The sequence below is a fragment of the Rhodococcus sp. WAY2 genome, assembly GCF_009859915.1.
Taxonomy (GTDB): domain Bacteria; phylum Actinomycetota; class Actinomycetes; order Mycobacteriales; family Mycobacteriaceae; genus Rhodococcus_F; species Rhodococcus_F oxybenzonivorans.
The window spans coordinates 21103-33320 of the sequence record NZ_CP046572.1 but is presented as its reverse complement, the minus strand read 5'-3'; the positions used below and the strand labels follow the sequence as shown (position 1 = coordinate 33320).

Annotated in this window: 13 protein-coding genes and 2 tRNA genes; 7 read left to right on the top strand and 8 right to left on the bottom strand. The window is 66.4% G+C overall.

The annotated features are described in order from the left end of the window. Positions 1–13 precede the first annotated feature (13 nt). Complete coding sequence (locus tag GFS60_RS00155; protein ID WP_159918464.1) at positions 14–667, bottom strand: aminodeoxychorismate/anthranilate synthase component II; 654 nt, start codon at positions 665–667, stop codon at positions 14–16. A gap of 54 nt (positions 668–721) precedes the next feature. Further along, complete coding sequence (locus GFS60_RS00150; RefSeq protein WP_159918463.1) at positions 722–1423, bottom strand: DUF881 domain-containing protein; 702 nt, start codon at positions 1421–1423, stop codon at positions 722–724. 120 nt (positions 1424–1543) lie between these two features. Here GFS60_RS00150 and crgA point away from each other — a divergent pair, with 120 nt between their 5' ends. Further along, positions 1544–1807 carry a cell division protein CrgA gene (crgA, locus tag GFS60_RS00145; RefSeq protein WP_109325346.1) on the top strand — a complete coding sequence of 88 codons (264 nt, stop codon included), beginning with the start codon at positions 1544–1546 and terminating at the stop codon, positions 1805–1807. Positions 1808–1880: 73 nt separating this feature from the next. Beyond that, positions 1881–2336: a PH domain-containing protein gene (locus GFS60_RS00140; protein WP_159918462.1), complete on the top strand. Its 456-nt coding sequence runs from the start codon at positions 1881–1883 to the stop codon at positions 2334–2336. Here the strand turns inward: GFS60_RS00140 and GFS60_RS00135 are convergent. Continuing rightward, the gene (locus GFS60_RS00135; protein ID WP_159918461.1) at positions 2330–3271 is read right to left on the bottom strand and encodes a rhomboid family intramembrane serine protease; all 942 of its coding nucleotides are present in this window, start codon (positions 3269–3271) and stop codon (positions 2330–2332) included. The genes GFS60_RS00140 and GFS60_RS00135 overlap by 7 nt on opposite strands. Positions 3272–3283: 12 nt before the next feature. Continuing rightward, the gene (locus GFS60_RS00130; protein WP_159918460.1) at positions 3284–3811 is read right to left on the bottom strand and encodes a peptidylprolyl isomerase; all 528 of its coding nucleotides are present in this window, start codon (positions 3809–3811) and stop codon (positions 3284–3286) included. Positions 3812–3913: 102 nt separating this feature from the next. Between GFS60_RS00130 and GFS60_RS00125 the strand changes: the two genes are divergently transcribed. Both GFS60_RS00125 and GFS60_RS00120 read left to right on the top strand, forming a co-directional pair. Continuing rightward, a complete protein-coding gene (locus GFS60_RS00125; RefSeq protein ID WP_159918459.1) occupies positions 3914–4351 on the top strand; it encodes a hypothetical protein in 438 nt (145 codons plus the stop codon). A gap of 157 nt (positions 4352–4508) precedes the next feature. After that, positions 4509–4973 carry a hypothetical protein gene (locus GFS60_RS00120; RefSeq protein WP_159918458.1) on the top strand — a complete coding sequence of 155 codons (465 nt, stop codon included), beginning with the start codon at positions 4509–4511 and terminating at the stop codon, positions 4971–4973. A 46-nt stretch (positions 4974–5019) separates the two neighbouring features. On the opposite strand, the gene GFS60_RS00115 is transcribed toward GFS60_RS00120, so the two are convergent. Then, positions 5020–5400, bottom strand: coding sequence for a chorismate mutase (locus tag GFS60_RS00115; protein ID WP_236603326.1), 381 nt, complete (start codon positions 5398–5400; stop codon positions 5020–5022). A 66-nt stretch (positions 5401–5466) separates the two neighbouring features. Here GFS60_RS00115 and GFS60_RS00110 point away from each other — a divergent pair, with 66 nt between their 5' ends. From GFS60_RS00110 to GFS60_RS00100, 3 genes are all read left to right on the top strand, one after another. Further along, on the top strand, positions 5467–6498 hold the full coding sequence (locus GFS60_RS00110) for an iron ABC transporter substrate-binding protein (protein WP_159918456.1): 1032 nt from the start codon (positions 5467–5469) through the stop codon (positions 6496–6498). Positions 6499–6578: 80 nt separating this feature from the next. Next, positions 6579–8087, top strand: a complete 1509-nt coding sequence (locus GFS60_RS00105; protein WP_236603538.1) for an ABC transporter permease — start codon at positions 6579–6581, stop codon at positions 8085–8087. Beyond that, positions 8084–9124: an ABC transporter ATP-binding protein gene (locus GFS60_RS00100; RefSeq protein WP_159918455.1), complete on the top strand. Its 1041-nt coding sequence runs from the start codon at positions 8084–8086 to the stop codon at positions 9122–9124. The genes GFS60_RS00105 and GFS60_RS00100 overlap by 4 nt, the downstream gene beginning before the upstream one ends. Positions 9125–9139: 15 nt before the next feature. Here GFS60_RS00100 and GFS60_RS00095 read toward each other — a convergent pair whose 3' ends face one another. From GFS60_RS00095 to GFS60_RS00085, 3 genes are all read right to left on the bottom strand, one after another. Next, positions 9140–11716 (bottom strand): AMP-binding protein, encoded by a 2577-nt coding sequence (locus GFS60_RS00095; RefSeq protein ID WP_159926755.1) that lies wholly within the window; start codon positions 11714–11716, stop codon positions 9140–9142. A gap of 152 nt (positions 11717–11868) precedes the next feature. Then, a tRNA-Ala gene (locus tag GFS60_RS00090) sits at positions 11869–11941 on the bottom strand. A gap of 120 nt (positions 11942–12061) precedes the next feature. Continuing rightward, positions 12062–12135, bottom strand: a tRNA-Ile gene (locus GFS60_RS00085). Between the last annotated feature and the right edge of the window lie 83 nt (positions 12136–12218).

Here is a 12218-nt window from a genome sequence, read left to right as displayed (position 1 = left end):
AGGCGCACGGGGGCTACGCCCCCAACGCCTCCGCGACCTCGGCCTCGAGGGTGTCGACCAGCGAGTCCTGCGGGGCGTCGCCGCACACGGTGAGCCAGTTGGCCAGCATCCGGTGCCCGCCCTGTGTGAGCACGGATTCCGGGTGGAACTGCACACCGTGGATGGGAAGCTCCCGGTGTCGCATGGCCATGACGATGCCGCTGTCCGTGTGGGCCGTCACCTCGAGTTCGTCCGGGATGGTGTCCTCGAGAACGGTGAGTGAGTGATAGCGCGTGGCGGTGAACGGATCGGGCAGGCCGGCCAGGACACCATTCCCGCTGTGGTGGACGACGCTGGTCTTGCCGTGCAGCAGTTCCGGTGCCCGGTCCACGGTGGCACCGAACGCGGCTCCGATGGCTTGATGGCCGAGGCAGACTCCGAGCAGCGGGGTGCGGGAGTCGGCGCAGGCCTTCACGAGGTCCATCGTGGCGCCCGCCCGCTGCGGTGTGCCGGGTCCGGGGCTGAGCAGGATGCCGTCGAAGTCGGCTGCTGCGGCCGCTATCGCCTCCGGCCCGGTGAGGTTCGGATCGTCGTTGCGCCAGACCACGGCCCGTGTTCCCAGCTGCCCGAGGTACTGGACCAGGTTGAACACGAAGCTGTCGTAGTTGTCGACGACGAGAATCCTCATGGGACCAGGGTATTCTGCGCCCTTCGTTCGATACGCACCCGGGACCGCTGAAACTCAGTGCCCCGCGTATCCGGGCACGGTCAACTGGCCGGACGCCGTCTGCGAATAGCCGAGGCCGAACCGCGTGGCGTACTGCTTGAACACCCGGATGCCCGGCTCGTTGGCCAACGCCGCCTCGAGGCGGGCCGGGTCGCCGATCGCCGACATCACGTACGGCGGGCTGTAGGTGCGTCCGTGCAGCAGCAGCGTGTTGCCGATGCACCGCGGCGCCGAGGTGTTGACGATCCGCTGGTCCTGCATGCCGACGGCCTCGGCACCGCCCACCCACAGTGCGTTCAGCACGCTCTGGACATCCTGCTGGTGCACGACGAGATCGTCCGGTGCTGCGTCCACTGGATACTTGCCGTCCGCGTCGCGGGGGGCGTCGGTGAGAGTGACGGTGATTCCGGGCCCGGTCATCGGGGTGAGCCCGGCGTCCGTGGCAAGGGCTTTGGTGTGGGCGAGCACCTGCGCGACCCCGGTGTCGGAGGCGGCGGCCTCCTGCTGCAGCGACTCCACCTCGGCTGCCAGCCGGTCGCGGGTCTCGGCCACGTCGTCCGTCTCGGCCTGGGCGTTGCGGACGAGGTCGGACAGTCGAGTGGAGTCACCGGCGCGAATTTCGTTGCCGTGCGACACCTGCCTGGTGGTGGCCACCAGCAACCCGGCGACCAGACACACCACCAGCACGGCGATCCGCCACAAGTTGGACCTGGTCACCGATGTTTCCGTCCCCTCGTCCTCGCCCTGTGAATCGCGGCTACGTTAGCGTGTACAGCAACGCAGGTAGTTCGAATCTACCTGCACACATTCCTGTAGAACCGCACGAACGAGGACGTCATGCCGAAGTCGAAGGTCCGGAAGAAGACCGATTACACGATCAACCCTGCGAGCCGCACGCCGGTGAAGGTGAAGGCAGGTCCGTCGAGCACCCTGTACGTCTCGGTGATGCTGGGCTTCATGCTCGTCGGGCTGGTCTGGCTGCTGGTCTACTACCTGGCCGCCGATCAGCTCACCTGGATGAACGACCTCGGGGCCTACAACTTCCTCATCGGGTTCGGCTTCATGGTGGTGGGTTTGATCATGACGATGCGCTGGCGCTGAGACAGCCAATTACACCGATGTCATTCATCCCCAATGTGGACAACCCCTGTGGATAACCGCAGGTCGGCCGACCATGACTGAAGACGCGCCGCTGCAGTGGTCCACTCCGCTCAGCGCTGTTGCCGCCCTCGCGATCGGCGGAGTGGTGCTGGGCGCCGCGGGCCTGTTGGTGTCGACGGAACCGGCGGGGCGACTTCTCGTGTCCGTGGCAGCCCTCGGCCTCCTCCTGACGGCGGCGTCCGCGGGACGCCAGCGCCCCCGGCTCGCGGTGGATCGGAATGCGGGCCGCATCGTGGTGGGCCGGTTGAGCGGTCGCCGCACGTACCACCGGTCCGACATCGAGCGCGCGCGAATCGTCCGCTACCCGAGGTTGGGACGCCGGGTGCCGATGCTCGAGATCGACGTCCGGGCCCCCGACGGCACCGAACGCCTGCTGATCTTCGGGCGGTGGGATCTGGGTACCAATCCGGAAGATGTATTCGATGCCCTGTCCGTTCACCGCCTGGTAGGCCCGGAGTCCCGTCAGTAGCCGAGTTGGGCGCGCAGCTGCACGATGCGCACGGCGATCACGCCGAGCGTCGCAATAAGAACCGCGCCGAGGCAGAGCCAGCCGACGGTGACGGCGCGTTCCCGGTTGTTGCCGACACCGAGCACCTGAGGACCGTAGAGAATTCCGGCGGTGGCGAGAGCGCCGGCGACCAGGCCGCCGAGGTGCCCCCAGAACGAGATTCCGGGGATCGACAGGCTGATGATCACGTTGATGGCGATCACCGACACGATAGGGGCGGGGCTGCGACGCAAGCGGAGCAAGATGATGGCCTGGGCACCCATCAGGCCGAAGATTGCGCCCGATGCGCCGGCAGTCCAACTCAATCCGCCACCCGAAGAGAAGACGGATTGAAACGCCATCACGGACGCCGACCCGCCCAGAAGCGACACGAGGTACACCGCCGTGTAGCGGGCGCGTCCGAGTATCAGTTCGGTATCCCGGCCCAAGATGTAGAGGGCGAACATATTGACGGCCAGATGGATCAGGCCGAAGTGAAGGAAGCCGCTGCCGATCAACCGGATCCACTGGCCGTCGGCCACCAACCCGGGATTGAGCGCCCAGTCGGAGAACAGCGGCGACGGACTCTCGTTGTGCAGGATGCTGCGTGACTGCGCCGCAGTTGCGAGGAAAGCGAGAACGTTGAGGCCCATAAGCGTGTACGTGACGATCGGCGTCACACGGCCGGGCACCACCGTGTTGCCGGCGACGCCCCGTACGGGCCGGACGTCGCGCCGGCCGGCGGCGACACAGTCGACGCAGTGATAACCGACCGCGGCCTCACGCAGACAGTCGGGGCATGACGGGCGGCCACACCGATTGCAGGACAACGCGGTGGGGCGGTCGGGATGCCGGACGCACCGCGGCTGGGGCGGGGTGCCCTCGTTCGCAGCACCGCCCCAGCCGGGGTTGGTCATGTCTGGTGTTCCTTACGCGATGGAAACGCTGTTGATCACGACCGGCTCCAGGGGGCGGTCGGACCGGTCGGTGGCGGTGGAGGAGATGGCGTCGACGACCTTCTTCGACTCCTCGTCGACAACCTCACCGAAGATGGTGTGGCGACGGTTGAGGTGCGGCGTCGGGCCGGTGGTGATGAAGAACTGTGAGCCGTTGGTGCCCGGGCCCGCGTTGGCCATGGCCAGCAGGTAGGCGCGGTCGAACTGCAGCTCGGGGTGGAACTCGTCACCGAACTTGTAGCCCGGACCACCGGCGCCGGTGCCCGTGGGGTCACCGCCCTGGATCATGAAGCCGTCGATGACGCGGTGGAAGATGGCGCCGTCGTAGAACGGGCCGGAGTTGGTGCCGCCTGCGTTGGCGGTGGTGTACTCCTTCGACCCCTGCGCGAGGCCGACGAAGTTCTCGACGGTCTTCGGAGCGTGGTTGCCGAAGAGCGCGATCTTGATGTCGCCGCGGTTGGTGTGCAGCGTTGCGGTTGCGGTCTGATGTGGTGAAGTCACCCCACCATCGTGCCATTGTGCGGTTGCCGCTGGTTCCTCCGCGGTGGGATCGGGCGCCTTTCGATCCGTTCGCGGGCCCCCGTCTTGTGACAAAGTGGGGACATGACACGAGCGACGGAGTACTCGACGAAATCAGAGGCTGTCGATCAGGCCCTGCGTGTGGCACGTTCGGCCGCTCTCACCGCGGCCACCGGAACCGGAACGGCCGGCCTGTTCCTGGGCCGCCAGGGCGTTTCGATGGCGAAGAAGGGCTACACCCGCGCGCGAACCACCCCGGTGAAGAAGGCAGCGCAGGGCGTCGTGGGGTCGCTGACCTCCGGAGACTCGACGGCGACGCGAACGAAGTCGACGCGGGGACGTCGCCTCGCGATCGGTGTCCTCATCGGTTCCCTCATCGCAGGCGGCGCCGTGCTGTTCAAGATCAGCCGCCGGGAACACCCGCCGATCGCTACCGCTCCGCCGCGCCTCGAGGATCTCGAAGAGCAGAACTCGGCCAAGCTCGCCTCCCCCGACATCACGTCGGCACCCACCACGAACTGACGCGTCACTCGCCGACCACCACCGCGCGTATCCGGTGGAGGTCGGCGGGACTCCAGTCGGGCGGCTGAAGGATCCCTTTCGGGCAACCTTGTTTCATGCGTTGTACCAGGGGTATCCCCAAGCGAATCATCCGCGAGGACCGTTCCGAGGAGTCGCCATGACCGTCGCACGTTTCGTCCACCGCATCGCCGCCATCACCCTTCCGGTCGCCGCCTGCGCCACCGTGCTCTCCGCCGGAACCGCTGCGGCCGACCCGCCTCATCCGTTCGGTGGGCCCGCCCTCACCATCGGGTGCCCGAATCAGGGCAGCTTGATGTCGCTCACGGCGCTCACGGGGCAGTCCGGACCGGAGGCATCGCCGCCGATCGCCGACGGCGACATCCGTTTCGAGTCGCGGCCGGCGGCTCCTCCGATTCCCGCCGCCGCGCAGATCACCGTCGCCTGGGTGAACACGGACAACGGCCGCTCCGGGATCGTCGATCTGCGTGGCGTGTACCCGTTCCTGTCGGCCACGGTAAACACCGGCGTGGGCAACGTGATCGCGACGGCATTCGGGTCGATCAACTTCGGTAGCAGCCCGATCTGTCAGGCGAATCCGGCGATCGGAACGTTCATCGCGTGACGGGCTGACGGGCGGCGATCTCTCGAAACGGTTGCGTAGGACCCAGTTACGGTGCCACCGGATCGCAGAGGGAGACGAGTGCACGCGCCAACGTCGCTTGGTGCAGCGGGCCGAGAGTCTGCCCGACTGCACCAGCGGCGTCGAGAAGTGCGGGTAGACAGCCGGTTCCGGTTAGCACTGCTTGTTGCTCCCGCATCTGATCGAGAACCCGCGTGTTCTGCCGGTCGATCATCGGACGTACCTGCGCCGCGACCGACGCGAGGACCTGCTCCTCGCGGGCCGGATCGTCGATGGGTGCATTGCTTCGCCACTTGGACGCGGCCACCGTGTCCGCCGTCGTCAGGCGCAGAGCAACGGCCTCCACGATCGGCTGGAGCGGACGGCCCTCTTGCGACGACCAGGTTCCCAATCCCCTTAGGATTGCCATGCCTGACAGTACGATCATCGCGAGGGCCAGGCGCGGTCCGGCGTACACACAGGACGGGTGGATGTCATGAGAAAGCAGATCCGACTGATGGCGGGGATCGCATTCGCCACCGCCGCGATGATGGCAGTGTCAGCGTGCTCTGATTCCGGCTCGGAGTCCTCGTCCGACGCCGACACGCTCACTGTCTACAACGCGCAGCACGAGTCGCTGACTCAGGAATGGGCTGACGCGTTCACTGCCGAGACCGGCATCGAGGTGGAACTCCGCAACGGGAGCGACACCGAACTCGGCAACCAACTGGTCGCGGAGGGGGATCAATCGCCGGCCGACGTGTTCCTCACCGAGAACTCACCGGCAATGACCCTCGTGGAGAACGCCGGCCTGTTCACCGGCGTGAACCAGGACGTCCTCGATCAGGTGCCGAGCCAGTACCGGCCGTCGAGCGGTGCCTGGACCGGTATCGCCGCGCGGTCCACGGTCTTCGCGTACAACAAGGACCAACTGCCCCAGGACCAACTCCCGAAGTCGCTGCTCGACCTGCAGGACCCCGCGTGGAAAGACCGCTGGGCGGCGTCGCCGTCGGGGGCCGACTTCCAGGCCATCGTCAGTGCGCTGCTCGAACTGAGGGGCGAGGATGCCACCCGTCAGTGGCTCGCCGGGATGAAGGAGAACGTCCGCACCTACAAGGGCAACAACACGGTGATGAAAGCCGTCAATGCCGGAGAAATCCCGGGCGGAGTGATCTACCACTACTACTGGTTCGGCGACCAGGCCAAGACCGGGGAGAACAGCAACAACGTCGCTCTGCACTACTTCAGGAATGAGGATCCGGGTGCATTCGTCAGCGTCTCCGGCGGTGGAGTTCTGAAGTCCAGTTCGAATCAGGATGCGGCGCAGCAGTTCTTGAAGTTCGTCACGGGTAAGTCGGGGCAGGAAGTATTGCAGACCGGAACATCGTTCGAGTACACGGTGGCCAGTGACGTGCCCGCCAACCCCGAGCTGGTTCCGCTGGCAGACCTGCAGGCCCCGGCGGTCGACCCCGCGAAGCTCAACAGCCCGAAGGTCACCGAACTGATGACGGAAGCCGGTCTGCTCTGAACCTTGCACCGATCGGCCGAGCGCAGTCGGGAGACCCGGACACGAGGCGGCGTCCGACTGCCCGTTCCGGCCGGCCCTCGATCCCCCTCGCCCTCGCTGCGTTCGTCGTCGTCGCCGTGTCGCTCGTCCCGCTCGGTTACGTGATCGCGCAGAGCATCGACACCGGCTGGGCGACCGCGTCGGCACTGCTGTTTCGACCCCGGGTACGCGAATTGCTCGGCAACACTGTGCTTCTGGTGGTGGCGACGGTGCCGATCTGCATCGCCGTCGGCGTCGTCGCAGCGTGGCTCGTCGAGCGCACGCGGGTGTCTGGGGCGAAGGTGTGGGCAGTGCTCCTGGCGGCCCCGCTGGCAGTTCCGGCTTTCGTCAACAGTTACTCCTGGGTGACGGCAATTCCGTCGCTCGGCGGGCTACCCGGCGGCGTTCTCATCGCGACCCTGTCCTATTTTCCGTTGGTCTACATCCCTACTGCGGCGATCCTCCGCAGGCTGGACCCCGCCGTCGAGGAGTCCGCGCGTGCACTCGGGCTCGGACCGTGGGCGGTGTTCTTCCGAGTGGTGGTGCCGCAGCTGCGACTGGCCATCGCGGGCGGAGCGCTCCTGGTGTCCCTGCACCTGCTCGCCGAGTACGGCGCCTTCGTCTTCATCCGGTTCGACACCTTCACGACGGCCATCTTCGAGCAGTACCAGTCGACCTTCAACGGCGCCGCGGCGACGATGCTGGCGGGGGTTCTCGTGTTGCTCTGCCTCACGTTGCTGGTGATCGAAGCTGTCGTCCGGGGCAGCGCCCGATATGCCCGGGTGGGAGCGGGTGCGCCGCGTGCAATGGTGCCCGCCGACCTGGGCTTCCGCTACGAGCCCCTTGCCCTGTTGTTCCTCGGGATGGTGATCGCGCTGTCTCTGGGGGTGCCCGTCATCAGTGTCGTGCGATGGCTCGTCGTCGGCGGTGCCGCCGTATGGGAGCTGGACGCCGTTGTGTCGGCGCTGGCGCAAACGCTCGCATTCGGGGTGACCGGCGCCGTCGTCACATGCGTGCTCGCCTTTCCCATCGCCTGGATCTCGATTCGCTACCGCGGAGGGTTCAGCAGGTTCCTCGAGGGCACCGCGTACATTTCCAGTTCCCTGCCGGGCATCGTGGTGGCGCTGGCGTTCGTCACTATCGCGATCCACTATTTCCGTCCCCTGTACCAAACCGTGGCAGTCGTGATCGCGGCGTACACGCTGTTGTTCCTGCCGCGCGCCCTGGTCAATGTGCGGGCGGGCCTCGCCCAGGCCCCGGTCGGGCTCGAGGAGGCATCACGGTCTTTGGGCGTCTCGCCGTTGTGGACATTCCTGCGCGTGACGTTGCGGCTGGCCGCGCCGGCAACCGCGGCGGGCGGGGCATTGGTTTTTCTGGGTGTGGTGAACGAGCTGACTGCCACTCTCCTGCTCGCGCCCACCGGAACTCGCACCCTGTCCATGCAGTTCTGGTCGCTGAGCAGTGAGATCGACTATGCGGGCGCAGCACCGTACGCGCTGCTCATGATCGTTCTGTCGATGCCCGTCACGTATGTGCTCTTCGCTCAGTCGAAAAAGGTTGCCGGGCTATGACATACGCGCTCGAGGTAAACGGACTCGACAAGTCCTTCGGCTCCACGAACGTCCTCCGGCACATCGCCTTTTCGGTGGAGGCAGGATCTACGACGGCAATCGTGGGTCCGTCCGGCTGCGGTAAGACCACGCTGCTCCGCCTCGTCGCGGGGTTCGAAAGACCCGACGCAGGGACCATCACCCTGGGTGGCCGGGTTGTTGCGGGCGCCGAGTGGATTCCCGCGCATCGACGGTCGGTCGGGTACGTGGCCCAGGACGGCGCACTGTTCCCGCACGCCACGGTGGCGGCGAATGTCGGGTTCGGGCTGCCCCGGCGCGCCCGCACCCGAGCCAGAATCACCGAGTTGCTCGAGATGGTGTCTCTGGACTATTCGTACGCATCCCGGCGCCCGGACCAGCTGTCCGGCGGACAACAGCAACGTGTGGCGCTCGCGCGGGCATTGGCACGCGAACCGGAGCTCATGCTGCTCGACGAGCCGTTCTCCGCGCTCGATGCCGGCCTGCGCGCAAATACCCGGAGGATCGTCGCCGATGTGCTCGCCAAGGCCGGCATCACCACGATCCTCGTCACCCACGACCAACCCGAGGCGCTCTCGTTCGCCGACCGGGTGGCGGTGATGAGCGACGGCCGGCTCGCGCAGGTGGGCACTCCCCGGGAAATCTATTCCGCACCGATCGACGTTCCCACCGCCGAGTTCATCGGTGACGCCGTTGTCCTGTCCGCGCACGTCGAGGGCGAGCGAGCCCGGTGCGCGCTGGGTGACGTGGCCGTGATCGCGAACGGTGTACAGGGCGAGGCCCGCGTCATGTTGCGGCCGGAGCAGATCGAAGTGACTGCGGACGGCGCCGGCGTGGCCGGGACGGTCGTCGACGTGGAGTATCTGGGCTCGGAGATGCTGCTCGGTATCCGCCTCGACACCGCGGACGGCGTCGTCTCCGAACGGGTCACGGTGCGCCGCTTCGGTGCCACCGCACTCACGCCCGGCGAGCGCGTCGGAATACGGGTTCTCGGTACGGGAGTGGCCTACCAGCAGTGAAAATGGCCGAGCCTTCTATCGAGCCGTATCCGGCGTCGACATCGTCGGAATCGGTGGTCTCTCCCATCGCAGTACCCGACGTGCTGCCGACCGGAGGGCGGCGCGGCGGTCCCGCTGAAGCACGAAGGTGACCGCCTGCCAGTACAGGACGCCGACGAGCAGCGAGAGCGCCAGCGCCGGCCAGGGGTGGTCGTCGCGAAGCGGGAGGTACACCTGGAAATGCGTCACGTAGATGTAGAGGGAGGCGCTCGCCAGGACCCCGGCCACTCGGCTCAGCACTGTCGGGCAGCGCACAGACCGTAGCCACACCAGCAGGCACAGCCCACCGATGACGATGATCTCGCGCCTGGTGTCGCCGAAGAAGAATCCGGGCACCGTTGCCACGATCGCCGCGGTGACGCAGATGCGGTGCCACATGGTTGTCGCCTTGGCGGCAGCCCAGCCCAGCGCGAAGAACCAGAAAACGACCGAAGCGGTGAGGATGCGGTTGCGGGTGTCGTCGATGTCGATCACTCCGTACCTGGTGAGCAGGCCGACCGCGACGAGTCCCATCGGAAAGAGGAACGGATAGGTGCGCTCGGTGCGGTCCACCACCGGAATACAGAGCAGTACGACGACGGCGAGGAGGATGTACACGATCGCCTCGACGAACCAGTATCGCCACTCGATCGTCCAGCCGGGCGGACCGAGAATTCCATTGAGCAAAAATGCGCTGGTGATGCGGTGTTCCCCGGTCAGGGCTATGACACACCCGAGCCACACCATGCTCGGAACGGCGATCCGGCCGACGCTCACGAGAGTATGGCGTAGCCGCTCGTTACGCCCCGCCGAACTCAGGTGGAACCGGGCGAAGTTGTAACCGGCAACGCCGAGGAGCACGTGCGCCCCACCGAGAAGCGTGAACAGATGAATGTGTGAGCCGGCGATGAGAACGATCGCGACCGCGCGGAGCAGAACATTGGTCTCCACTGACGGTCGTCGGCGTCCGCGGCGCGGTGTGAAGTCGCGAATCCGTGTGGTGTGCCAGTTCTCGGGGAGGTAGCCGAGCAACTCCTCGAGCCGCAACGACATACGGACGTAGGAGAGCGAGTCTCCACCCAAGCTGACGAACGAGCTGTCATCCGTGACGTTCGGGCAGCCGAGGACTTCGGCATACAGCGCGCGCAGTGCGTCCGGATCGGCGCGCCCATCCGGGCAGGCACGCTGCGCCGGCTCCGACCGCCGCGCCAGCGCGGTCACCGCCGAATAGTCGGGCTTACCCGTGGCGGTCCGCGGCAGCTCGTCGACGGCGCACACGCGGACCGCTCCGACCGGCAGCCCGGCGGACCGCGCAGCGACCTGCCTCGCGCCGTCCAGATCACTACCGAATTCAACGGCCGCGATCAGTTCTTCCGCCCCGCCGACACAGCACGAGCGGTGGCCGTGCTCGATCAGTGTCGACTCGACCAACGCAAGATCGATCCGCAGCCCGTAGACCTTGGCGAAGCGGCTGCGTCGCCCGACCACCTCGTACAACCCGTCTCGGCGACAGCGGGCGAGGTCACCCGTGCGCAGTTCGCCACCGAGAACGTCACCGAGACGTAAGTCCTCACACCCCTCGGCATAGCCGAGCATCACGTTGGGGCCCGAATAGACCAGCTCGCCGGTGTCTTCGGGCGCGTCGGTGACGGCCTCGATCCGAAAGGATCCGCCGGGGATCGCCCGGCCTATGGTGTGCGGGTGGGACGTGGCGAGCTCCGGCGGCAGATACGCCATCCGGGCAGTCGCCTCCGTCTGCCCGTACATGACGAAGAACATCCAGCCGCGGCGCCGACCCAATTCGGCGTACTTCCGCACGCGGTCCGGCGCGAGGCGTCCACCGGCCTGCGTCACATATCGCAGGCCGGGCAGATCCATCGCGTCGAACCCGACACGGTCCAGCAGGTCGAACGTGTAGGGCACGCCCGCGAAACTCGTGCCGCCATGTGCGCGGAACAGCTCCCAGAAATCGGCGTCGGCCACCGACAGCGACGTCAATAGCAGGGCGGCACCGCTCAGCAGATGACTGTGAATGACCGACAGGCCGTAGCAATAGTGCATGGGAAGGGTTGTCGCCGCCCGATCGCTCGACCTGATGTCGAGATACTCGGCGATCGACTCCGCATTGCTCTGCACATTGCTATGGGAAAGGCGGACGAGTTTCGGCGACCCGGTCGAACCGGAGGTGCTCAGCAACAACGCGAGGTCGGAATGCAGCACGTGCGCGGACCCAGCATGCAGTTCCTCGACAGCCATCCGACCGCTGCAGTCCCTGCGTACGACGACGTCGGGTCGGTAGGCGGCGATCAACGCGTCGGCGCCGGCCGCTTTGTCACCCGGCGCGAGCAGGACGGGATGGCCGGCTGCCAAGGCCGCGAGGTAGGTGGCAATCGTTTCGACGTCGTTGGCACCGCAGATCAACACCAGGCGCCGGATGCCGCCCAGCTGACGAGCCTGAGCTTCGACCCGCGCGGCGAGCTCGCTGTACGTCACCGTGCCGTCCGGCGTGATCAGTGCCGGGGCGTCGCCGTACTCGTCCAGGCGACGCGCGAAGGGCACGCCGGGACGTTCCATACGGTCGAACGGACTCGGCACCGACCCAGTGTAGAAGCGCTGCCCTGCCTCACCCGTGAAGAGGTACACGTCAGGCGGGACGCGGTGCAGGTCAGTGAAGCACGAAAGCCACCTACCCGGATTCGGGAGGTGGCTTTACGTGCATTCTTCTGTGGAGCCTAGGAGATTCGAACTCCTGACATCTGCCTTGCAAAGGCAGCGCTCTACCAACTGAGCTAAGGCCCCGTTACCTCGTGCCACACCTCGTTGCTGCGCAGCAACTTGGTGAGTCCTATCGTCACCAGCACTCCGGCTCCCACGATCAGGAGGACCTTCATGCGAATGACCTTTCACCGGCACCAGGAGTGGGCCTAGGAGGACTTGAACCTCCGACCTCTTCGTTATCAGCGAAGCGCTCTAACCGCCTGAGCTATAGGCCCCTGAAGTCTGGAAACCAGTCTTGCGCAGTTCCCTGAACCGAGTCGGAAGATTACCCCACCGGACCGGCAGATACCAAAACCGG